Genomic DNA, 22,346 nt, shown 5'->3' on the forward strand with positions numbered 1-22,346 from the left:
GCGCGCCGATCCACCGCGCGCAGCTCCGACCCTCCGCCGCAACGCAGCAGCAGAAGGAGATTCCGATGAGCAACGGCAACGAGGCCGGCGACCGGCTGCGGGTCGGCTCGGCACCCGACTCGTGGGGAGTCTGGTTCCCCGAGGACGATCAGCAGACCCCGTGGCAGCGGTTCCTCGACGAGGTGTCCGACGCCGGGTACCGGTGGATCGAACTCGGCCCGTACGGCTACCTGCCCACCGACCCGCACCGCCTGCGCGACGAACTCGCGCGGCGCGAGCTGACCCTCTCCGCGGGCACCTGCTTCACCGCGTTCCACCGCGGCGACGTGTGGGAGCAGACCTGGGCGCACGTCCGCCAGGTCGCCGACCTCACCAGCGCGCTCGGCGCCCGGCACGTCGTCGTCATCCCGGAGATGTGGCGCGACCCGGCGAGCGGCGAGCAGCTCGAGGACCGGTCGCTCGGCGACGGTTCCTGGCGCGCACTGGGCACCGGCATCGACCGGCTGGCCAAGGCGCTGCACGAGGAGTACGGGGTGCACCTGCAGTTCCACCCGCACGCCGACAGCCACGTCGACACCCAGCAGCACGTGGAGCGGTTCCTGGAGATGACCGACCCGGAACTGGTGACGCTGTGCCTGGACACTGGGCACATCTCCTACTGCGGCGGGGACAACCTGGAACTGATCCGCAAGTACCCGGACCGCATCGGCTACCTGCACCTGAAACAGGTCGACCCGCGGGTGCTGGCCGAGGTGCAGGAGCAGGACTTGCCGTTCGGGCCGGCGGTGCGCCGCGGCGTGATGTGCGAGCCACCGCAGGGCGTGCCCGCCCTCGAACCGATCATCGAAGCCACCCGCGGGCTCGACGCCGATCTGTTCGCGATCGTCGAGCAGGACCTGTACCCGTGCGCACCGGACGTGCCGCTGCCTATCGCCAAGCGCACCAGGGAGTTCCTGAACCGCTGCGGTGCGGGCGCCCGCTGAGCCACCGCACCACCACACCACCGCACCCGCACCCGCGGTGCGCTGCCCACCGGTCCTGCCGGACCGCGCGGCGCACCGCGACCAGCACCCGCCGCCCCCGGCCGGCGCGCACCGCGCGACGGCCCCGAACGGCGCACCCAGGAGGGACGAGCATGACCGATCAGGACCTCCGGGTCGGGGTGATCGGAGCCGGCATGATGGGTTCCGACCACGCCGCCCGCATCCACGAACGACTCAGCGGCGCCCGTCTCGTCGCCGTCGGCGACCCCGACGCGGAGCGGGCGGACCGCGCCGTGCGCGGTGTGCCCGGGGCCCGCGCCGAAACCGACCCGCTGGCCGTGATCACCGCGTCCGACGTGGACGCGGTGGTGATCGCCTCTCCCGGCCCCGCGCACGAACCGCTGCTGCTCGCCGCGGTGGAACGCGGCATCCCGGTGCTGTGCGAGAAACCGCTCACCCCGGACCCCGAGTCCGCGCTGCGCGTGGTGCGCGCCGAAGCGGCGAGCGGCCGCAAGCTCATCCAGGTGGGCTTCATGCGCCGGTTCGACCCGGAATACCTGCGTCTGAAGGAACTGCTCGACGCCGAGGAGTTCGGCCGGACGCTGCTGCTGCACTGCGCGCACCGCAATCCGTCCGCACCACCGGGGTTCACCACCGACATGCTCATCACCGACTCGGTGGTGCACGAGTTCGACACCACCCGGTGGTTGCTCGGCCGGGACCTCACCGCCGTATCGGTCCGCCAGCAGGGCACGGCGCCCAGCACCGACGCCGGCGTCCCCCAGCTCGTCACGATCGAGACCGCCGGTGGCGTGCTCGTCGACGTCGAGATCTTCGTGAACTGCGGCTTCGGCTACCAGGTCCGCTGCGAAGCGGTCTGCGAGCAGGGCACCGCGCTGGTCGGCGACGACACCGGGATGCGCACGCACCACGCGGGCCGCTGGGGCGGCGACGTCACCTCGGACTTCCGGCCGCGGTTCCGGCAGGCCTTCGACGCCGAGTTCCAGCGGTGGGTGCGCGCCGCCCGCGCCGGCGGTATCGACGGCGCCTCCGCATGGGACGGCTACGCCGCCGCGGCCGCCTGCGAAGCGGGCGTGACCGCCCAGCGGACCGGGCAGCGCATCGAGATCGTGCTCGCCGAACGTCCCGAGCTCTACGCCTGACCGACCTGAACCGGCCCTGAGGAGAACTGGTGAAGATCGCGCTCGACCCGAACATGTTCCGGTTCACCCCGTTGCTGGAACTGCCGAAGCTCGTCGCCGAACTCGGCTACGAGTGGATCGAACTGTCTCCGCGCGAGGACGTGCTCCCGTTCTTCCGCCACCCGCGGATCGACGACGAGACCCTCCGCCGGTTCCGGCGGGAGCTGGACGCCGCCGGGGTGGGCATCTCCTCGGTGCTGCCGCTGTACCGCTGGTCCGGCCCCGACGAGGAGGAGCGGGAAGCGGCCGTGCGGTACTGGAAGCGGGCCATCGAGATCACGTCGTTGCTCGGCGTCGACGCCATGGTCTCGGAGTTCAACGGCAGGCCGGAGGACTCCAGCCGCAGCGAGGGCAAGTTCTTCAAGTCGATGGAAGAACTGCTCCCGATCTTCGAGCGGGAGGGGATCTCGCTCAGGCTCGAACCGCACCCGGACGACTTCGTCGAAGACGGACACGTCGCGGTGGACATGATCCGCGGGCTGAACTCGCCGAACGCGCAGTTCCTGTACTGCGCGCCGCACACCTTCCACATGGGCGACGACGCGCCGGGCATCATCCGGCACGCCGGTGAGCTGCTCACCCACGTGCACCTGGCGGACAGCTTCGACCACACCGCCTCGTCCGGGCTGCGCTACATCGTCAACCCGCCGGGCTCCCCGGTCCGGGTGCACCAGCACTTGGACATCGGGCAGGGCGAGGTCGACTGGGACGAGCTGTTCGGCGCGCTCCGCGACAACGGGTTCGACGGCACCATGACCGTGGCCGTGTTCGCGTGGGAGGACCGCGCCCGCGAATCCTCGGTGTTCATGCGGAAGAAGACCGCCGAGTACTTGGCCCGATGGTGAGGACGGAGATCGATGGTGGCGAGAACGCTCTCGAACGACGAGCCCGGTGAGCAGGCCGAGCTCGCCGCGGTGCGCAAGGCGAAGCGGTTCGTCCTGCTGGTGGCGATCGTGTCCGCGCTGGGCGGGGCGCTGTTCGGCTACGACACCGGGGTGATCTCCGGGGCGCTGCTGTTCATGACCCCGCACTTCGGGCTGACGCCGTTCCTGGAAGGACTGGTCACCAGCTCGCTGCTGCTGGGCGCCGCCGCGGGCGCGCTGGTCGGCGGCCGGATCGCGGACCGGGCCGGGCGGCGGCCGATGCTGATCGGATCGGCCGTGGTGTTCGTGGTGGGCACGCTCGGTTCGGCGCTGACCCCGGACGTCCCGATCCTGGTGCTCTCCCGGGTGGTGCTGGGGCTGGCGGTCGGCGCCGCCTCGGTGGTGGTGCCGCTGTACATCTCCGAGATGGCGCCGGCGCAGGTGCGCGGCAGGCTGGTCACCTTCAACGGCCTGATGATCGTGACCGGGCAGCTGCTGGCGTACGTGGTGAACGCGCTGCTCGCCGAAGCCGGGGCGTGGCGCTGGATGCTCGGGCTCGCGACCATTCCCGCGGTGTTGCTGGGCGTGGGCATGCTGTTCCTGCCGGACAGCCCGCGGTGGTACGCGGGCAAGCAACGGCCGGAGCAGGCCCGCGCCGTGCTGCACCGCGGCCGGTCGCCCGAGGAGGCCGAGCGGGAGCTAGCGCAGATCACCGCCGCGCACGAACAGCAACCGACCGGCCGGGGTTGGCGGGAACTGCGCTCGAAGTGGCTGCGCCGGGTGTTCTTCATCGGCATCGGGCTGGCGATGCTGCAGCAGGTCACCGGCGTCAACACGATCATCTACTTCGCACCGATGCTGCTGACGCAGACCGGACTGGGCGAGGTCGCCTCCATCGCGGCGACGATCTCGATCGGGGTGATCTCCGTGCTGGCGGCGCTGGTCGGCCTGCTGCTGATGGATCGGGTCGGCAGGCGGCCGCTGCTGCTCACCGGCCAGGCCGGGGTGACCAGCTGCCTGGCGCTGCTGGGCTTGGTCTTCCTGCTGCCGACCGGTGCGAGCTGGGTCAGCTACCTGACGCTGACGATCATGGTGGTGTACATGGCGTTCCAGCAGAGCAGCGTGAGCACCGTGACCTGGCTGATGATCACCGAGCTGTTCCCGTTGAAGATCCGCGGCTTCGCGATGGGCGTGGCGGTGCTGGTGCTGTGGCTGACGAACTTCGTGGTGGCGCTGGTGTTCCCGCCGATGGTGGCGGCCATCGGGGGCAGCGCCACGTTCTGGGTGTTCGCCGCGCTCAACATCGGTTCGCTCGTGTTCAGCGTGCGGCTGGTCCCGGAGACCAAGGGGCGCAGCCTGGAAGAGCTCGAAACCGACCTGCGGGTGCGCTACTCCTGAGCCGCTCCCCCACGCCCGGGCGGGCCGATCGGCACCTCCGCACTTCCACTCCGGACGAGAGGAACGACGATGCAGTTGGGACTGATCGGTACCGGCCGGATCGGCGCGATGCACTCCAGGACCCTGCTGGGGCTGGACGGCGTCACCGGGCTGCGGATCACCGACGCGCTCCCCGACCGGGCCGCGCGGCTCGCCGCCGAGCTGCGCGCCGACGGGCTCGCCGCCGAAGCGGTTCCGACCGAGGAAGAGCTCTACGCGGCGGGGGTGGACGCGGTCGTGATCACCGCCGCCACGCACGCGCACGCCGAGCTGATCCACCGGGCGCTGGACCGGGGCAAACCGGTGTTCTGCGAGAAACCCGTCGCCCTCGACCTGCCCGGCACCCGCGAAGTGGTGCGGCGCAGCACCGAAGTGGACGTTCCGCTGCAGATCGGGTTCCAGCGCCGCTACGACGCCGGATACCGGGCGGCGCGGGAGGCGGTCCGCAGCGGCCGCCTCGGCTGGCTGCACACGTTGCGCGCCGTCACCGGTGACCAGGACCCGCCGCCGGCCGAGTACCTGCTGACCTCCGGCGGGTTGTTCCGGGACTGCAGCATCCACGACTTCGACGCGCTGCGGTGGGTCACCGGCCGCGAGGTCGTGTCCGCGTGCGCGCTCGGCGCGAACCGCGGCGCGGCGTTCTTCGCCGAGGCCGACGACGTGGACACCTGCGTGGCGCTGCTGGAGTTCGACGACGGCACCCTCGCCACGGTGAGCGCCAGCCGCTACAACGGCGCTGGGCACGACGTGCGGCTGGAGGTGTGCGGTTCGCTGGGCGCGCTGTTCGTCGGCCACGACGACCGGGCTCCGCTGCCGTCCGCGGAGCAGGGTGTGCCCTGGCCGTCCGGCGCCCCGTACCGCACGTTCCTGGAACGCTTCCGGGCGGCGTACGTCGCCGAGCTCACCGAGTTCGTCGAGGTCGCGGCCGGGCGAGCGGACAACCCGTGCACGGCGGCGGAGGCACTGGAGGCTCTGTGCATCGCGGAGGCGTGCGAGCGGTCCCGCCGGGAGCGGCGCCCGGTGAGCATCGCCGAAGTCCGCGGCTGAGCGACGTGGCGCCGGGATGTCGACGCGCACGACCGCGCCGCGCGGACGGGCCGCCGGAACCTCGGGAAGCGTCGGAACCTCGGGAAGCACGGTCGGCGGCACCGGATGCGCCGGTGCCGGACTCGGCCGGTCCGGACAGGTGCGCGGACCCGCCCCGGCACCTCGCGGGCGCGGCGGTGTCATTCGGCGATCAGTGCGGAACTCCCGGCGCACGGCCGCTTTCACCGGGCCGCCCGGTGCGGTATGCAGGGCGCGTGACGAATGTGGTGCTGGGGCCGATCCTCCGCTACACCGACGACACGTCGGCGACCGTGTGGCTGGAACTGGACGAGGCCTGCACGGTCGAGGTGCTCGGCACCGCTGCCGACACGTTCCAGGTCGGCGGGCACCACTACGCGCTGGTCGCGCTGCGCGGACTGCGGCCGGGCACCTCGACTCCCTACGACGTGCGGGTCGGTGGCGCCGTGGTGTGGCCGGCCGCCTCGGACACCCATCCGCCGAGCCGGATCCGCACGGTGCCGCCGGGAGCTGGAGCCCGGCTGGTGTTCGGATCGTGCCGGTTCGGCCCGACGGAGGACGCGGGCCGCCGCCGAACGCTGGGACCGGACGCGCTGGAGTCCTGCGCCCGCAGGCTGATGGACACCCCGGAACGGGACTGGCCGCACGCGATGCTGTTCCTCGGTGATCAGGTGTACGCCGACCAGACCGCGCCTGAAGTGCAGCGGGAGCTCGCGGCCCACCGGGACCTCCGCGAACCCCCCGGCGAGGAGATCGCCGACTTCGAGGAGTACACGGTGCTGTACCGGCATGCCTGGGGCGATCCGCTGGTGCGCTGGCTGCTGTCCACCGTCCCCAGCATGATGATCTTCGACGATCACGACGTGCGGGACGACTGGAACACCTCGCTGGAGTGGCGGACCGCGATGTCCGCCCAGCCCTGGTGGCGGGAACGTCTGCTCGGCGCCCTCGTCGGCTACTGGGTGTACCAGCACATCGGGAACCTCTCCCCCGACGACCTGGACGCGGACCCCACCTACCGGGCGGTGCTGGCCGCGGGTCGCACCGGGGATGCGCTGCCGGTGCTGCGCGAGTTCGCCGCGGCCGCCGACACCGAGCTGCGCACCCCGGGCACCGCGGAGGAGGTGGGCGGGCCGCGGGGCCGGTACAAGGACGTGCGCTGGAGCTACCGGCGGGACCTGGGCGCGCTGCGGCTGATCGTGCTGGACACCCGGGCGGGCCGGATCTTGGAGGGCGGCAGCCGGGCGATGCTGTCGGACGTCGACTTCGACTGGCTGCGCGAGCAGCTGCGGCTCGATCCGGCCCAGGAGCCACTGCCGGACCACGCGCGCGTGCGCATCGCCGGGAGTCGCGGATCCGCGGGCGGGGGCGCTGCGAACGGCGTCGGACCGGGGGCGCCACCGACCTCCTCGCCCGGGATCTCACCGCCGGGGAGCGGTGCCGGACCGGACGACGACTCGGAGCTCGACGGCGGTGTTCCACGCAGCAGCCGGTCCGAGGGGGACAGCCGGGCAGAGGGCGGCGCCCGGGCCGAAGGAAGCGGTCTGGCCGGGCTGGGCGAACGGTCCGGGCACGCCGAGGAATCTCGGCGCGACGGGGAATCTCGGCGTGAAAGGGAATCTCGGCGCGACGACGAGCACCGACGGAACGATGAACACCGGCGCGACGACGAACCCGGGCACGACGACGAACCCCGACGAGACGACACAACGGCGGGTGCGGCCCACACCGGGGATCCGGGCCGTGCTTCGGAGTCGCCGGAGCACCTCGTGATCGCTTCCTCGCTGCCGTGGCTGCTCCCGCACGCGGTGCACCACCTGCAGGCCTGGAACGAGGCGGCGTGCACGGATCGCGGCCGGTGGCCGAAGCTCGCGGAGCGCGTGCGGCAGGCGGGCGATCTGGAGCACTGGGCCGCGTTCGGCGAGTCCTTCGACCGGCTGTCGGAACTGCTTCGCGAAGCCGCGGATCGGCCGGACACCGCCTCGGTGTCGGTGCTGTCCGGGGACGTGCACCACAGCTACGTCGCGGAGGCGGTGTACGCCCCGGCGACCCGGTCCCGGGTCGTGCAGGTGACGTGTTCGCCGTTGCACAACGCGACGCCCGCGCACTTGACGACGCCGCTGCGGATGGCGTGGGCGCGCTCGTTGGCGGCGTTGTTCCGCGGGCTCGGCAGGCGGCTCGGGGTACCGCCGCTACCGCTGGCCTGGGCGAGGACGGCGGGACCGTACTTCGGCAACGCGATCGGCGTCCTCGACGTCGACGGCGCGCACGCGGTGGTGGCGCTGCAGCGCGCCGAGGAGGACGGCGCCCTCACCACCATCCACCGCTCCCGCCTGTCCTGAGCGCCGCGCCCCTCGGACGAATCCCCGCAGCTCGGAGAGCCGGTGCCGGACGAGTTGGCCCGCCGCGGCAAGTTCAGTCGAACGCCCGCCACCACGACGGCGCGCACAGCGACGCCACAGCCACCGCAGTACGGCCAGGTCCGAAGAACCACCGGCAGGTGATCGACGAACGCGCGCTCCCACCGACCGCCGCCGCCGCCGCACCGCACCGCACCGCACCGCACCGAGAACAGCACTGAAGGACCGCTGTCACCGAGCACCCGGCCACGACTGACCAACCGGACCGAGAACCACCCCGGCCGAACGGTTCACCCACCCGGCACGCCGCGACGGACCCACGCGCTCCCGACTCCGGGAGACCAGCCCGCACACCCGACCAGCCCGGGCGAGCCGCCCACGCACTCCAGACGACCAGTCCGCGCACTCCACTACCCGGGCGACAGCCCTCACCCGACGGACACCACGGACACCATCATCCGATCTCGGCAGTGATCGAGGACGCTGCGCAGCGGCAACCCGAGCAACAGAACACCCGCGGGCGCTCAGCCGCTCCCTGGCGAGAACGGCGATTCCTCCTCAGCCAGGGCCACATGTGCCGGACGACCCGCAGCCAGGTGCACCGCTGACCGCCGCTCGTCACTCCCTGCGCCGAGAGACCCGCCGATCGCTCGCCGGCGACGAAGCCGCTGACCCGCCGACCACCAGAACAACCCGCACCGCCAACCGGAAGCCGGGCGCGCAGCGATTCCCCCGCGAGAACGGCGTTTCCTTCCCACACCAGAGCCACGTTTCCCACCACGACCAGCAACAAGGTGCACCGCAGACGCAACTCCGTCGCACCTGCGCCAAGGGACTCGCCGTTCACCCAGCGGCGAAGCCGCCGAACCGACCAGCACCCTCCGCAGGTTCTCAGCGATTCCCCCACGAGAACAGCCATTCCTCCCGCGACGGAGCCACGTTCACCGAACGGCCCCGCATCCGGACGCACCGCCGACCGCCGCTCGTCACACCTGCACCGAGAGACCCGCCGATCGCCCGCCGGCGGCGAAGCCGAACCGACGACCACCAGAACAACCGGCACCACCAGCCGGGCTCTCAGGGGTTTCCTCGCGAGGACGGCGATCTCACGGAGCCGTCCGAGAAATCGAGCTCGCGGCGCGGGAACCGCTGACTGCCCGTCGCCGAACCTGCCCGGCGGGTCGGTTTCTCGTCAGCAGCGACGCCGCTGAGCAACGACCACCCAAGACACCGGCACCGCGGGGGGTTCTCAGAGAGTGTTGTGGATCTGGGTTGGCAGACAAGATCATCCCCGTCAGGATCTCGTTGTGTGTATGCAAGCGAGGGACCTGGCGGGGATGATCGTCGGTCATGGTATCCGTCGAGTCTGAGTGATCAGGAGTGGGCGGTGCTGAAGCCGTTGATGCCCGTGCCGGACCGCAGGAAGGGCGGTGTGGCACGGAAATACGGTGACCGGCTGGTGTTGGACGGGATCTTGTTCGTGCTGCGGTCGGGATGCGCGTGGCGGATGCTTCCGCGTGACCTGCCGCCCTGGCACACCGTCTACCGCTGGTACCGGCGATGGGCCGCCGACGGCACGTTCACCCGCCTGCACGACGCCCTCCGAGACCGGCTCCGCACACACACCGGCCGTGACCCCGCCCCGACTGCGGCGATCCTGGACGCCCAGTCGATCGTCACGGGTGAAGGAGGCAGCGATCTGGGCTACGACGCCGGGAAACGCACCCGTGGACGGAAACGGCACCTCGTGGTCGACACCCACGGGCTCCTGCTGGCAGTGATGGTCACCAGTGCCTCCGTCCAAGACCGGGGCGAGCGCGGCGGCCGAGAGATCCTGCGCCGCCTGAGCAGCCGTTACCGATCGATCACCCGTGTCTGGGCCGACGGCGGCTACGGCAGCCCGAAAGGCGGCGGCATGGAAACCTGGACCCGCACCGAACTCGGAGTCACTCTCGACATCGTCACCCGGCCCGCCACCGCACGAGGCTTCACCGTCCTCCCTCGCCGCTGGGTCGTGGAACGCACCTTCGGCTGGCTCACCCGCCACCGACGCCTCGCCCGAGACTACGAACGCCTCCCCACCCACGCCGAAAACATGATCACCCTCGCCATGACCCACCTCATGACCAAACGCCTCACCAGCCACAACACCCAACAGACCACACCCCACACCACCTAAACCACAGATCCACAACACCCTCTCAGCGGCTTCCTCGCGAGGACGGCGATGTCGCAGTGTGCCGGACACACATCAGACATCGACCCGCAGCGAGGAAGCCGCTGAGGTTCGGCCACCCGAGCACTGCACATCAGAAGCAGCGAGACGGGCAGTGCGGTTCCGCCATCCGCCCCGCCGAGGAGCGGACGCGGATTTCGCTCAGCCGATCGCGGATTCGACGACCGGGAGGTAGCCCTCCGCGTGTCCGGTCACGTTGGGGTGGAAGGATTCCTGCAGCGGCGTGCTGGGCCCGTTGATCCATTCCGGGTCGCCGCAGACGCCGTGGCCGTCGAAGGCGCTGCGCGGGTCGGCGTAGGTGAACCCGGCGGCTTCGGCCCGTTCGGAGATGACTTCGGCGAGCACGTCGGCGCCCTTGTTGATGCGTTCGCGCTTGGTCTCGCTGAACCCGGGGATGCCGCAGTCGCCGGTCGAGTTGATGCGCGGGTAGCCGACGACGACGATGTCGGCGTTGGGCGCGGCGCTGCGGATGCCTTCGTAGGTGGCGTCGAGCTTGGCGGGCAGTTCGTCGCGGGTGGCGGTTTCTCCGTCGGTGACGGCGGAGTCGCAGTTCTCGTCGCTGCCGAGCAGGCAGCCTTGGATGACGTTGGCGAATCCGATGTCGTTGCCGCCGATCTGCACGGTGACCAGCGTGGTGTCGGCGCTCAGCGAGCCGAGCTGGTCGGCGTTGAGGTCGTCGGTGGTCGCCCCGGAGCAGGCGTCGAAGGTGAACGAGGCGGCGCCGTGCGCGTCGGCCCACAGCTGCGGGTAGGCCTTGGGGCTGCGCAGGCAGTCGCCGCTGTCCTCGAAGTAGTCCCTGGTTCCGGTGCCGGAGGCGAACGAGTCGCCGAGCGCCGCGTAGTTCTCGTCGGCTTGCGCGGCGTACGCCGTCCCGCCGGTGACGGATGTTCCGATGACGACGGTCGCTGCGATGGCGCGCGCGATTCCCCGAATGTGACGCATGGCTCCTCCGAACGAAGTCCTCGACCCCAGAACGCGACCGTCCCGGCCGAGATCGATTGAACGTCCCGAATGGACCACACGTGCCGTGTTGGCGAATTGACGCCACGCGAATTCCCGCGAAATCTTCCAGAGTTCACCCGATTTTGAAGGGTGATTCCCCGATCAAGCCCAATCAGGCCGAATTCGATCACTCAGCGCCGCCGAATTCGCCGCCGCGATCTACCCTTTCGGCGGTGCCCGGAGCGGACGGGCCCTGCTCCAGCTCATCGAGGGTCCTGCCCGCGGAATCCGGCATCCCGACGAGTCCGATGACGCCGAACAGCACCAGCATAGCCATCATGATCATGGCCATTCCGGACACCCCGAACTCCGATTCGATCATGGCCGGAACCAGGAAGCTCCAGATTCCGAGGATGATGCGGGCGAACGCGAACGTGACGCCTTGCGCGGTGGCGCGCAGCATCGTCGGGAACATCTCCTGCGACCAGAGCTTGTAGAACGATTCCCCGGCGAGCACCGCACCGATGCCGAACAACCCCACGTTCGCGACGGCCACCCCGACTCCGATCGGCAGCACCGCGAAGCAGCCGAACGCGGCGATCTGCAGGACGGCGCCGAACGCGAACAGCGGCCGCCGCCGGGCACCGTCGGCCAGCGGCATGAACACCAGCGCGACGGCGAGCAGCGTCACCAGCGAGTTGAACGCTTGGACGGCCACGCTCGTGGCCTGGTCCACGCCTCCCGCGTGTTGCAGCAGGTACGGCAGGAACGCGCCGTTGGTGCCCGCCACGGTGTTCCAGAGCGCGTAGAGCCCGCCGGTGAACAGCAGCGCCCGCAGGTTCCGCCCGGTGACCAGGTCGCGCAGGCGCCCGGCAGCGAGCGGGTTCCCGCTGTCGCGGGCCGCGCGCCGGGCCTGCGTCCACCGCGCCGATTCGACCATGCCGCGGCGCAGGTACCAGGTGACGAGGGCGACGACGAGCAGGTGCGCGAACACGATCCGCACGCCCAGCAAACCGAGCGGGGCGAGCGCGAACGCCAGCAGCAACGTGATCAGCGGCCCTAGGCACCACGCCACCTGGGTCAGCCCGATGAGCTTGCCGCGGGACCGGCCGGGGGCGAATTCGGCGACCAGCGCGAGCGAGGTGGGCAGGTCGGCGCCGACGGCGAGTCCGACGATGACGTAGCCGACGAACAGCATCGGCAGGTTGACGGCGCACACGATCCACAGCACGCCGAAGGCGAACACGAGCAGGTCCCACGCGTAGATCCGCTTGCGGCCGAACCGGTCGCCGAGCCTGCCGCCGATGAGCGCGCCGACGGCGGCGGAGATCGCGTTGGAGCTGAACGCGGTGAGCAGCCCGATGGCGGTGGAGTCGAGGCCGAGGAACGCTTCCCACAGCGGGAGCCCGGCCGCGGCGGCGACGATGGAGCCGGCGTCGATGTAGGACGCCATGGAGGCGAGCCCCGCCCACTTCCACTGCTCGCGGGTCGGTTTCGCCGCGTCGGGATCGAGTTCCGGCCCGGTGGTGTCCATGCCATTCCCCGTCCTCCGCGGGTGCCCGCGCCCCGCCGGGCGGGCACCGGTGCAGAACGGTCTACCGAACCGGCCGCACGGCGAGGAACCTCCGTCCGTGCGGTTTCCCGCGACCCCCGCGTCCGATCCGGACGAATCACCCGCCCATCGGGCTCGTGCCGCCGCTCCTGCCGCGAGCGAGGACGGTGCCCACCCGCACCCGCTCCTCGTCGTCCGGCTCGTCCGCGGCGGGAGCAGCCGAACAGGAACCACCCGGGACACCGGCACCGCCGCGGTTCCTCGACCGCTCCCGTGGCCAGGAGGCGGCCGGGAGTCCACCACCCGCCCCGGCTCGCCGCAGGAGCGGAGCGGCTCAGCGGGCTGGCGGCAGGCTGGATCTGCGCACCACCAGTTCCGGTTCGTAGATCACCTGCTGGTGGACGTGCCCGGGATCGGCTTCGGTGAGCACCAGTTCGGCGGCCTTGCGCCCGATGCGGAACGCGGGCTGGCGCACCGAGGTCAGCGGTACCGCGGCCGCGGCGGCGAATTCGATGTCGTCGTAGCCGACGAGCGCGATGTCCTCCGGCACCCGCACCCCGGCGGCGAACAGGGCCTGCAGCAGGCCGAGGGCGAGCAGGTCGTTCGCGCAGAACACCGCGCTAGGCCGGGTGGGCAGGCCGAGCAGCCGGGCCCCGGCGTCCCGTCCGGAGGCCACGTCGAGCGCGGGCACTTCCAGCACGCTCAGCACGTCGTCGTCGAGCCCGTGCTCGTGCAGCGCGCTGAGCGCGCCGGTGCGCCGGTCGAGGCACTGGGTGAGCGAGCCGGGACCGGTGACGAAGGCGATGTCGCGGTGCCCGCGTTCGAGCAGGTGCCGCACCGCGAGCGCCCCGCCCGCCACGTCGTCCACCGCCACCGAGCACGCCCGCTCGCTGCCGACCTTGCGGTCCACCAGCACGGACGGAATTCCCTGCCGCCGCAGCGAATCGAGGTTGGCGCCGCTGACGTCGGCCGGGGTGACGAGCACACCGCGCACCCGCTGCTCGGCGAACAGCGACAGGTACAGCGCTTCGGCCTCCGGGTCCTGCCCGGAGTTGCACAGCATCACGCCGAGCCCTTCGTCGCGGGCCGCGGCCTCCACGCCGCGGGCCACGTCGACGAAGAACGGATTTCCCATGTCCAGCACCAGCAGCGCGAGGAGGCGGCTGTGCCCGGCGCGCAGCTGCCGCGCCGATTCGCTGCGGACGTAGCCGAGCTCGTCGATCACCGACAGCACGCGGGCCCTGGTGGTGACCGAGACCCGGTCGGGCCGGTTGAGCGAGTTGGACACGGTGGCCACCGAGACTCCGGCGCGCTCGGCAACGTCCTTGATGCTGACCATGCCTCCAGGGTGCCCGGTGCGGCCGCCGCGCACCGAAGTGGCCTCACCGCTCGCCGCCGGGCCGGAACACCGAGCCCGCCGCACGACCCGAACACCGAGCCCACCGGACGGCCGGAGCAAGGCATCGCCGCACAGCCGGAGCAAGGCACCCGCCGCGCGGCCCGGACACGGCGCCCGGAGCGGAGCCCGGAACACTGGCCTCGCAAAGCCCGGAGCGCGGCAGGCAGGGCAGCGGCAAGCCGTGCAGTGGCGAGCAGAGCAGCGGCAGGTGGTAGCAGCAGCGAGCAGTGCCGGCTGACCGCCCCCGCCCGCCCCGGCCGATCAGAGGGGGCTCGCCGCCGGCCGCACCACGATCTCGGAGACGTCCACGGACGCCGGCTGCTCGATGGCGAACGCGATGGATTCGCCGACCGCGGACGCGGGGATGCTGACGGACCGGTAGTCGCGCATCGCCTCCCGCGCGGATTCGTCCGTGATGGTCTCGGCGAGTTCGGATTCGGCGACGCCGGGCGAGACGACGCTGACCCGGATGCTGCCGTCGGATTCCTGGCGCAGCCCTTCGGAGATCGCGCGCACCGCGAACTTGGTCGCGCAGTACACGGCCGCGGTGGGGCTGACCACGAGGCCGCCGACGGAGGCCACGTTCACGAACTGCCCGCCGCCCTGCTCGCGCATGATCGGCAGCGCGGCGGCGATGCCGTGCAGCACGCCGCGCACGTTCACGTCGATCATCCGGTCCCACTCGTCGACCTTGAGCGCGTCGATCGGGGACAGCGGCATCACGCCCGCGTTGTTGACGACGACGTCGACGCTGCCGTACTCGGCGCGGGCGGCGGCGGTGAAGGCGTGCACGTCGGCGGCGTCGGTGACGTCGAGCCTGCGGTGCGCGGCGGTGCCGCCGGCCGCGGTGATCTCGGCGGTGAGCGCTTCCAGCCGTTCGGTGCGGCGGGCGCCGAGGAACACCCGGTGTCCGCGCTGCGCGAGCACGCGGGCACTGGCTTCGCCGATGCCGCTGCTCGCGCCGGTGATCAAGATGGTCTTCGCCACTGGTCCTCCCCTGGCCGGCCCCCTGCGGGCCGTCGAGGACGACTCTGCGCGGTGCGGCCCCGCCGACCCAGGCCGTGGCGCACCTAGGAATCGCGCGGTCAGACCTTGAGGCCGAGCCAGTTGGTGAAATGGGCGATGCTGTCGGACTTGCGGCGCTCGGCCATCGCGATGGCGCGCGCGGTCTCGCGCACCTGCGGGTGGTAGCGGGTCTGCTGCGGCGCGACGCGGCGCGCGTTGTTCAGGGCGCGCAGCGCGTTGGCGTGGTCGCCCGCCAGCACCCAGGCGCGGGCGACGTCCTGCCAGTGGTGGCCGATCCGGTTGGCCCGCATGTCGTCGGGCAGCCGCAGTTCGGAGCCGTCGCGGGCGGCGCGGCCGGGGTCACCGCCTTCGAGGGAGACCGCGACGTCGTGGATGTCCACGTTGCCGGGCCCGAAGTTCGTGTCGTAGGCGGCGGAGGAGCGGCCGAGGCGGGCGCCGATCGCCCTGGCCTCGGCGATGTGCTCGCGGGCCCGGTCGAGTTCGCAGGCGCGGGCGTCGATCATCGCGCCGCGCAGGTGCGCCGATCCGCGCAGCGCCAGCACCTCTTCGCTGTCCGGTCTGGACTCCAACAGGTCCAGCGAGTGCTCCACCAACCGGGTTCCGGTGTCGTAGGACGCGCAGGACATCAGGATGAGCGCGCGGTGCTGCACGGCGTGCGCGGCGAGCAGCGGGTCGTCGCTGCGTTCGGCGGCGCTCTCCATCCGGTCGACGGCCTGGGTGGCGAGCGGTATCCAGCCGAAGCGGTAGACCAGTTGCGCGGTGTTGCCGTAGGCCTGGGCGAGGTACCGGTACCCCCGTTCGCGCGCGGAATCGGTGCTCGCCTGGCGGATCGCGCCCGCCATCCGGCGCAGCAACGTCGGCGTCAGTTCGATGGCCTGCCGGGCGCGGTCGGAGTGCCGGAGGTCGCGCACCTTGGCGAGGTCGACTTCGATCTCCTCGGTGGAGCCGGGTTCGAGCGCGCCGGCGTAGCGCCCTTCGGCGAACAGGGTGCGGAGTTCGGTGAGCCCGGGCGGGATTCCGCCGTCGTCGTCGAGGGTCGCGCGGTACGGCTGCCCGTAGAGCTCTTCGGCTTCGATGCCGAGCGCGCGGGCGACGGCGGCGACGAACGCGGGCGAGCCGGGCTCTCGGCCCTGTTCGACCGCTCGGAGCATGCTGATGCTGTAATTGGCACGCTGCGCCAGGGCCTGCTGGTTGAGTCCCGCGACTTTTCGAGCCATCGCAACGCGTTCGCCGAGGGCCGATCCCTGTTCAGGCCGTGGCACGGGGCTCCTTCCACGTAGGGCCAAAGAACCACCAGACTAGGTGACCCACGTTGGAGTGGGCAGCTTATTGCCGCACTGTCACATAGCTGTCACTCCGCCTTGCTGCGCAGTCGTAACTTGACAGGACAAGCGCTCACCCACCGCTAGCCAGTCAGGTGAGAACCATGCCTGCTTTTCACGATTGCCACTCCGAACCCGGCACGGCGCCGCTGCCCGAGGTGATCGGTGCCGACCCGTCACCGCCCGAGGAGCCCGCGGTGCTCAACGTCCGCTACCGCGCGGGAATCGTCGGCGAACGAGCCCGCGTCGTGCACGCCGCGACCTGGACGCCGCGCGACGTCCTGATCACGTTGTGCGGCATCCCGCTCGATCCGTCCCTGGTCGAGGAATCCACCGGGATGCCGTGCATGCGCTGCATCCGCATCGCCGCCCGGCGTTCCCGCGAAGCGGACGAGCAGCGCGGCATCGAAGGCTGAGGGTCACCGCGCGGGTTCGACATCCCGCGCTCCTCGGTCGAAGGTGCCGCCGTTCCAGCGGAAGCGGTCGGTGACGACGAATCCGGGATCGGCGTTGGGGTCTCCCGGTCCGTAGCCGAACGACGTCACCACGAGCACCCCGTCCAGCAGGTCGACGGAGTCGACGAACAACCCGCGCTCGTCCGTCCCGTCCCGCGGCCCGAGCGGAATCCCCAGCAGCCGTGGGGAATTCTCCGCGGCCGTCCCGGCGTAGACGCGGACCTCGTCCGGCATCCCGGACGTCGGCGCCGTGCAGCTCACCAGGACCACCGCATCGTCCAGCCCGTCACCGGTGAGGTCACCCCGGTACGCGACGGACGGTTCCACCGGCAGCTCGTCCGGGCACCACGACTTCCCGATCAGCGCGGGCCAATCGACGTCGCCCAGCCCGCGCGGCGGGCCGGGCGCGCACACCGGGAGCGCCGCGGGCACGGCGTGCGCGCAGTCCCGGACGAATCCGGTGAACCGCGGTGCCGCTGCGCCGCGGGGGAAGTCGAACAGCGCCGCGGACTCCCCCGCGCGGTAGCGGATCAGACCGTCCACAGTGGTCGCTCTTCCTTCCAGGGCGCGGGCGAGGTCGCCGAGCGCGTCCGGGGGCACCGGTTCCCGGTCCACCGGCACCACCCCGCCGTCCGCGAGGAACGGGTCGGACGTGAGGTCGCGGACGTCGAGCACCTCGCGGGCGCACGCGACGTCGTGCAGCGCTTCGACGAACTCCGCGGGCTGCGCCGCGCCGGGGTCCGGGAGGCCCTCGACGCGGGCCGCCGCACCGGCGCAGCCCACCGAGCCCTCCGGTGCCGGACGCGGGACGAGGAACGTGGTGCGCGCGGTCGCGTCGAACGAACCGAGGACTTCGCGCGCGGCCGCGAACAGCTCCTCGTCCGGACCGGAGTCCGCGTGCACGGCGACGAGCCACTCCCCCTGCACCGCGTGCAGCGTGGTGCCGCTGCGGGCGATGACGGCGGGTTCGCCGTCCAGCCGCACCCGCCCCAGCCGCCGGTAGATCGCGGTGGCGTCGCCGAACACCGGGCCGCGCATCCGGTAGTACCGGTCGCCCACGACGTCGGCGCCGAACACCTGCTGCTCGCAGGTCTCGGCGGCACCGCGCAGCGCGGCCGCGGTGTCGGCGATCCCCGCTTCGGCCAACCGGACGAAGCGGACCCGCACCGGCCCCGCCCCGCGCAGCTCCAGGTCCGCGGCGGCCGGAGAACTGCGGGTGGGTGGCGTGCCGAGCCCGCCGGGCAGGCAGAGCTCGGCAGGCAACGGCCACGGGCCCTCGTCGACGCCGTCCGCAGGCGCGTGCGGGCGCACGGCGAGCACCGATCCCGAACCGGGCTTCGGCAGCAGGCCCAGCATCCCGGCCTCCGAGTTCAGGTCCGCGCCCGCTCCCGCCACCGGCGGCGGCTCGTCGCCCGAGCCGCCGAGCGCGATGCCGCCGAGGAACAGCACCGGCAGCAGCAGGGCGAACGCGACACGACCGGGCCTCATCCGCACTTCCCCGCACCGCAGTAGGCGACCGGATCCGGATGGTTCCACCGATCTCCCGCCCACTCGTAGACCGCCGAGTAGTGGCCGCCGAGACCGCTGAGCCGGAACGGGCCGTCGGCGCGCTGCACGGTCCGCGTCTCCGCCTTCCCGTCGACGACCAGGTCGATCTCCAGCGCCCACTCGTAGGAGGTGGGTTCGGCCGCGTGCGACTCGACCAGGAACACGGCGGGTTCCCCCGCGGCGAGCGTCACCGCGTTGTCCCGGAAGTACGGGTCGGTGCGGCGCCCGGCGACGAGGCTGCGCGCCACCGGGTTCACCTCGTCGAGGTCCACGCCGACGACGATCGTGCTCAGGTCCCCCTGCGCGGGGGCGAAGAAGTAGGTCCCGGTGGGCGCCGGTTCGCGGCGCAGCACCCGAGCCCGCATGTCGGTGATCACCACGGTGTGCGAGCTCTTGCCCTGCACGACGATCCGCGTCGTGGAGGTGCCCGCCTTGGTGGCGCGCCGCAGGGTGGGCGAGTCGCCGCCGAACAGGTTCGCGGGCTCGGCGATGGCGGCGGCCTCCGCGGCGCCGGGCACGTAGGGCAGGACGTAGCTGTGGTCGTCGGAGAGCTCCTGGCTCGCGACGGACACGACGACCGGCGGGTGCAGCCGGTCCGATATCGCGGTCCACGCCTTCGGCACCACCAGCCCGGCGGCGGCCGTCGCCAGCGCCAGCCCGATCGCGACCGCGGCCGATCGCCACCTGCCGCGCGGCGGCTGCCGCAGCTGCGCGTTCCGGCGTGCCCGGCCGTGACCGGCGACCTTGCTGCTCCGCGTGCCCATGCGACCCCCGCGCGTGACCTCGGATCATCCAGATTAGCGAGGCCTGCTCGCGGCGATGCCGCGTTTCGGCGGAATCCGGCCCGCCGTTCGGCCGAAACCGGCCGCGAGCGGGCCGCGGCGGGCCGTTTCACCGGCTTTCCCGAGGTGAGGCCGACCGCACGCGCGGGCCGCCGGGATGCGAGCATTCCGCGAGTTCGCATCGAGGAGAGGGTGGGTCACGTGCAGGTGCTCTGGGGCGCGGCCGGGATGGTCGTGCTGCTGCTGATCGCGTTCGCGCTGTCCACCGATCGACGGGCGATCCGGCCGCGCACGGTGCTGGGCGCGCTGGTGCTGCAACTGGTGTTCGCGTTCGTGGTGCTGCGCTGGGACGCGGGCAAGGCGGCGTTGAGCGCGGTGTCCTCCGGGGTGCAGCGGGTGATCGACTCGTCGAAGGAGGGCATCGACTTCCTGCTCGGGCCGGTGATGCCGACGAACGGGGCGACGGTGGTCGCCTTCCAGGTGTTGCCGATCATCGTGTTCGTGGCCTCGCTGACCGCGGTGCTCTACCACTGGAACGTGCTGCAGTGGGTGGTGCGGATCGTCGGCGGCGGGCTGCGCAAGGTGCTCGGCACCACGCGCGCGGAGTCGCTGAACGCCACGGCCAACATCTTCCTCGGGCAGACCGAGGCGCCGCTGGTGGTGCGGCCGTACCTGGCGGGCATGACGCGGTCCGAGTTCTTCGCCGTCATGGTCGGTGGGCTGTCCACTGTGGCCGGTTCGGTGATGGTGGGGTACGCGCTGCTCGGCGCGAGCCTGGACCACCTCATCGCGGCGAGCTTCATGGCCGCGCCCGCGGGACTGATGATGGCGAAGATCATCGTGCCGGAGACGGAGTCGACCACCGGCGAGGCCGAGCAGGCCGCCTCCGGGTCCGCGGACGGGCGGCGCGGCGTGCTCGCGTGGTTCGCGAAGAAGCCCGCGGCCGGGACCGGCGCGGAACCGGCGGCGGACACCGGCGGCACGAGCAGCGCCGACGCCACCGCCGACACCACCGGCACCGGCGCCGAACCGGAGCGCACCGCCACCGACACCGCCGAACCGGAGAAGGCGGGCACCGCCACCGCGGTCGACGACGACGAAGCGCTGGAGACCAAGCCGCGCAACGTGATCGACGCGGCCGCGACCGGCGCGTCGGACGGGCTGAAGCTGGCGCTCAACGTCGGCGCCATGCTGTTCGCGTTCGTCTCGCTGATCGCGCTGCTGAACCTGGTCCTCGGCGCCGTAGGCGGCCTGGTCGGCCTCGGCGACATCACCTTCGAGCAGATCATCGGCTACGTCTTCGCACCGGTGATGTGGGTGATCGGCGTGCCGTGGCAGGACGCGGTGGCGGCGGGCGGTTTCGTCGGCCAGAAGCTGGTGCTCAACGAGTTCGTCGCGTTCACCGACTTCGGCCCGCAGGCGGCGTCGTTCTCGCCGCACACCGCCATCATCATCACCTTCGCGCTGACCGGGTTCGCGAACTTCTCCTCGCTGGCGATCCTGCTGGGCGGGCTCGGCGGGCTGGTGCCGTCGCGGCGCCCGCTGATCGCCGAGTTCGGGATGCGGGCGATCGCGGGCGGCACGCTGGCGAACCTGATGAGCGCCGCCATCGCGGGGATGCTCGTCTAGCTCCCCAGCTTCGGCAGCAGGTAGGCCCGGAGGCCCGCGAGGTCTCCGGGCTCCCCGGCCCAGCCGAGGTAGCCGTCCGGCCGCACCAGCAGCAGGGCGGACCGGTCGACGCCGTAGCCGTCGTGGGCGTGGCCGTGCACGTCGTGCAGTGCTCCGGGCCGCGGGTCCCGCAGCACGGCGTGCACGTCGAGCCCGGGGATGCCGGGGTCGGGGACGGTGCCGCCGAAGTCCAGCAGCGTCCAGTGCGGTCCGGCGAACAGCTCGAACAACCGCACCGCCGCCCCGTCGAGCAGGACCGGGGCGTCCGGCGCCCGGTCCCCGGCGCGCACCGCCGCGGGGTCGGTGCGGCGGTCTTCCGCCAGCGGCCCGCCGCGGTAGTGCAGCCCGAGCTGGTTGAGCTCGGGTCCGCGCCGGTGCGCTTCGGGATCGTCCTCGCGCAGCAGGTCCAGCAGCCGTCCGCTGAGCCGCAGCACTCCTTCCGCCACCGGGTACCGCTCGGCCTCGTAGCTGTCGAGCAGCGCCTCGTCCGCGCCGCGCAGCACGGCGGCGAGCTTCCAGCCGAGGTTGTGCGCGTCCTGCACCCCGGTGTTCATGCCCTGGCCGCCGGTGGGCGGGCAGACGTGCGCCGCGTCGCCCGCGAGCAGCACCCGCCCGTCCCGGTAGCGCTCGGCGAGGCGCGCGTTGGCCCGCCACACCGAGTTCCAGTGCACCTCGTGCACCTCCAGATCGAGCCCGGTCACCGCGCGCAGCCATTCCTGCAACCGCGCCGGCACGGGGTCGAGGTCGTAGCGGGAGGAGGTGACGGTGAACAGGTCGGTGCCCGCCAGCGGCTGCACCGAGGCGATGTCGCCGTCGCGGGTCCAGACCAGGGCCCGTTCCCGGCCGAGCCCGGTGAGCCGGACGTCGGCGATGAGCGCCTTGGTCGTCTCGTCGGTCTCGCCCAGGAAGGCGATGCCGAGCGCGCGGCGCACGGTGCTGCGCCCGCCGTCGGCGCCGACGAGGTAGCGGGCGCGCAGCGCGGTGCCGTCGGCGAGCTGCGCGACGACCTGCTGCCCGTCCTGGTGCAGCGCGCGGAGCCCGACGCCGAGCTCGACCTGGCCGCCGTGTCCGGCGAGCGCCTTGCGCAGGACCTCCTCGATGCGGAACTGCGGGACGAACCACGGGTTCGGGTGCGGCACCCCGGGCGTGGCGGGCACCGGCTCGCTGGGGTAGCCCTCCCAGACGAGTTCGTCGCCGTCGTACTTGCGCATCGGGATGCCGCCGTCGCCTGCGGCGTGCAGTTCGTCGAGCACGCCGAGGTCGGCGAAGACCTCCTGGGTGCGCGGGTGGATGCCGTCGCCGCGGGAGCCGCCGAAGTGCTCGGTGGCCTGGTCGATGATCCGGAACGCGATGCCGCGCCGGGCGAGTTCGCAGGCCAGGACCAGTCCGGTCGGGCCGGCTCCGGCGATGAGGACGTCGGTGTCGTGCTGGGCGCTCATGCCCACCTCCTTCAAGCGGTACGGCGTACCCCATATTCGTACACCGCACGAACAACGTTAGCGGTAC

General features: G+C 72.0%; 17 protein-coding genes. 9 read left to right on the top strand and 8 right to left on the bottom strand.

The window, feature by feature from the left end:
• Nucleotides 1–65: 65 nt before the first annotated feature.
• The 7 genes from AC29IT_RS24880 (at nucleotide 66) to AC29IT_RS24910 (ending at nucleotide 10,089) form a co-directional block, all read left to right on the top strand.
• Entirely contained in the window at nucleotides 66–983 is a 918-nt protein-coding gene (locus AC29IT_RS24880) for a sugar phosphate isomerase/epimerase family protein (protein WP_488220290.1), read from the top strand.
• Between the two features lie 152 nt (nucleotides 984–1,135).
• The gene (locus tag AC29IT_RS24885) at nucleotides 1,136–2,146 is read left to right on the top strand and encodes a Gfo/Idh/MocA family protein (RefSeq protein ID WP_488220291.1); all 1,011 of its coding nucleotides are present in this window, start codon (nucleotides 1,136–1,138) and stop codon (nucleotides 2,144–2,146) included.
• 29 nt (nucleotides 2,147–2,175) lie between these two features.
• A complete protein-coding gene (locus AC29IT_RS24890) occupies nucleotides 2,176–3,030 on the top strand; it encodes a sugar phosphate isomerase/epimerase family protein (protein ID WP_488220292.1) in 855 nt (284 codons plus the stop codon).
• 12 nt (nucleotides 3,031–3,042) lie between these two features.
• A complete protein-coding gene (locus AC29IT_RS24895; RefSeq protein ID WP_488220293.1) occupies nucleotides 3,043–4,446 on the top strand; it encodes a sugar porter family MFS transporter in 1,404 nt (467 codons plus the stop codon).
• Nucleotides 4,447–4,515: 69 nt separating this feature from the next.
• On the top strand, nucleotides 4,516–5,532 hold the full coding sequence (locus tag AC29IT_RS24900) for a Gfo/Idh/MocA family protein (RefSeq protein ID WP_488220294.1): 1,017 nt from the start codon (nucleotides 4,516–4,518) through the stop codon (nucleotides 5,530–5,532).
• 254 nt (nucleotides 5,533–5,786) lie between these two features.
• Entirely contained in the window at nucleotides 5,787–7,892 is a 2,106-nt protein-coding gene (locus tag AC29IT_RS24905; protein WP_488220295.1) for an alkaline phosphatase D family protein, read from the top strand.
• Between the two features lie 1,327 nt (nucleotides 7,893–9,219).
• The gene (locus AC29IT_RS24910; RefSeq protein ID WP_488220296.1) at nucleotides 9,220–10,089 is read left to right on the top strand and encodes an IS5 family transposase; all 870 of its coding nucleotides are present in this window, start codon (nucleotides 9,220–9,222) and stop codon (nucleotides 10,087–10,089) included.
• Nucleotides 10,090–10,287: 198 nt separating this feature from the next.
• On the opposite strand, the gene AC29IT_RS24915 is transcribed toward AC29IT_RS24910, so the two are convergent.
• The 5 genes from AC29IT_RS24915 to AC29IT_RS24935 form a co-directional block, all read right to left on the bottom strand.
• Entirely contained in the window at nucleotides 10,288–11,088 is an 801-nt protein-coding gene (locus AC29IT_RS24915; protein WP_358436879.1) for an SGNH/GDSL hydrolase family protein, read from the bottom strand.
• 187 nt (nucleotides 11,089–11,275) lie between these two features.
• Entirely contained in the window at nucleotides 11,276–12,622 is a 1,347-nt protein-coding gene (locus tag AC29IT_RS24920; RefSeq protein WP_488220297.1) for an MFS transporter, read from the bottom strand.
• A gap of 352 nt (nucleotides 12,623–12,974) precedes the next feature.
• A complete protein-coding gene (locus AC29IT_RS24925; RefSeq protein ID WP_358436884.1) occupies nucleotides 12,975–13,979 on the bottom strand; it encodes a LacI family DNA-binding transcriptional regulator in 1,005 nt (334 codons plus the stop codon).
• A gap of 321 nt (nucleotides 13,980–14,300) precedes the next feature.
• Entirely contained in the window at nucleotides 14,301–15,026 is a 726-nt protein-coding gene (locus AC29IT_RS24930) for an SDR family oxidoreductase (RefSeq protein ID WP_488220298.1), read from the bottom strand.
• A gap of 98 nt (nucleotides 15,027–15,124) precedes the next feature.
• Nucleotides 15,125–16,282 carry a helix-turn-helix domain-containing protein gene (locus tag AC29IT_RS24935; RefSeq protein ID WP_488220332.1) on the bottom strand — a complete coding sequence of 386 codons (1,158 nt, stop codon included), beginning with the start codon at nucleotides 16,280–16,282 and terminating at the stop codon, nucleotides 15,125–15,127.
• Nucleotides 16,283–16,491: 209 nt separating this feature from the next.
• Here AC29IT_RS24935 and AC29IT_RS24940 point away from each other — a divergent pair, with 209 nt between their 5' ends.
• The gene (locus AC29IT_RS24940; RefSeq protein WP_488220299.1) at nucleotides 16,492–16,803 is read left to right on the top strand and encodes a hypothetical protein; all 312 of its coding nucleotides are present in this window, start codon (nucleotides 16,492–16,494) and stop codon (nucleotides 16,801–16,803) included.
• Nucleotides 16,804–16,806: 3 nt separating this feature from the next.
• On the opposite strand, the gene AC29IT_RS24945 is transcribed toward AC29IT_RS24940, so the two are convergent.
• Together AC29IT_RS24945 and AC29IT_RS24950 are read right to left on the bottom strand one after the other, a co-directional pair.
• Nucleotides 16,807–18,330: a hypothetical protein gene (locus AC29IT_RS24945; protein WP_488220300.1), complete on the bottom strand. Its 1,524-nt coding sequence runs from the start codon at nucleotides 18,328–18,330 to the stop codon at nucleotides 16,807–16,809.
• Nucleotides 18,327–19,154, bottom strand: coding sequence for a hypothetical protein (locus AC29IT_RS24950; protein ID WP_488220301.1), 828 nt, complete (start codon nucleotides 19,152–19,154; stop codon nucleotides 18,327–18,329). The genes AC29IT_RS24945 and AC29IT_RS24950 overlap by 4 nt, the downstream gene beginning before the upstream one ends.
• 210 nt (nucleotides 19,155–19,364) lie before the next feature.
• Here AC29IT_RS24950 and AC29IT_RS24955 point away from each other — a divergent pair, with 210 nt between their 5' ends.
• Nucleotides 19,365–20,801, top strand: coding sequence for a NupC/NupG family nucleoside CNT transporter (locus AC29IT_RS24955; protein WP_488220302.1), 1,437 nt, complete (start codon nucleotides 19,365–19,367; stop codon nucleotides 20,799–20,801).
• On the opposite strand, the gene AC29IT_RS24960 is transcribed toward AC29IT_RS24955, so the two are convergent.
• Complete coding sequence (locus tag AC29IT_RS24960) at nucleotides 20,798–22,279, bottom strand: FAD-dependent monooxygenase (protein WP_488220303.1); 1,482 nt, start codon at nucleotides 22,277–22,279, stop codon at nucleotides 20,798–20,800. The genes AC29IT_RS24955 and AC29IT_RS24960 overlap by 4 nt on opposite strands.
• Nucleotides 22,280–22,346: the final 67 nt, after the last annotated feature.

It is taken from the genome of Saccharopolyspora sp. MMCC62, assembly GCF_057736575.1.

Excerpts from the sequence above, each read along its gene's own strand:
- AC29IT_RS24880 (WP_488220290.1), top strand. The coding sequence starts at position 66 with ATGAGCAACGGCAACGAGGCCGGCGACCGGCTGCGGGTCGGCTCGGCA.
- AC29IT_RS24885 (WP_488220291.1), top strand. The coding sequence starts at position 1,136 with ATGACCGATCAGGACCTCCGGGTCGGGGTGATCGGAGCCGGCATGATG.
- AC29IT_RS24895 (WP_488220293.1), top strand. The coding sequence starts at position 3,043 with ATGGTGGCGAGAACGCTCTCGAACGACGAGCCCGGTGAGCAGGCCGAG.
- AC29IT_RS24900 (WP_488220294.1), top strand. The coding sequence starts at position 4,516 with ATGCAGTTGGGACTGATCGGTACCGGCCGGATCGGCGCGATGCACTCC.
- AC29IT_RS24915 (WP_358436879.1), bottom strand. The coding sequence starts at position 11,088 with ATGCGTCACATTCGGGGAATCGCGCGCGCCATCGCAGCGACCGTCGTC.
- AC29IT_RS24920 (WP_488220297.1), bottom strand. The coding sequence starts at position 12,622 with ATGGACACCACCGGGCCGGAACTCGATCCCGACGCGGCGAAACCGACC.
- AC29IT_RS24925 (WP_358436884.1), bottom strand. The coding sequence starts at position 13,979 with ATGGTCAGCATCAAGGACGTTGCCGAGCGCGCCGGAGTCTCGGTGGCC.
- AC29IT_RS24935 (WP_488220332.1), bottom strand. The coding sequence starts at position 16,282 with ATGGCTCGAAAAGTCGCGGGACTCAACCAGCAGGCCCTGGCGCAGCGT.
- AC29IT_RS24940 (WP_488220299.1), top strand. The coding sequence starts at position 16,492 with ATGCCTGCTTTTCACGATTGCCACTCCGAACCCGGCACGGCGCCGCTG.
- AC29IT_RS24945 (WP_488220300.1), bottom strand. The coding sequence starts at position 18,330 with ATGAGGCCCGGTCGTGTCGCGTTCGCCCTGCTGCTGCCGGTGCTGTTC.
- AC29IT_RS24950 (WP_488220301.1), bottom strand. The coding sequence starts at position 19,154 with ATGGGCACGCGGAGCAGCAAGGTCGCCGGTCACGGCCGGGCACGCCGG.
- AC29IT_RS24960 (WP_488220303.1), bottom strand. The coding sequence starts at position 22,279 with ATGAGCGCCCAGCACGACACCGACGTCCTCATCGCCGGAGCCGGCCCG.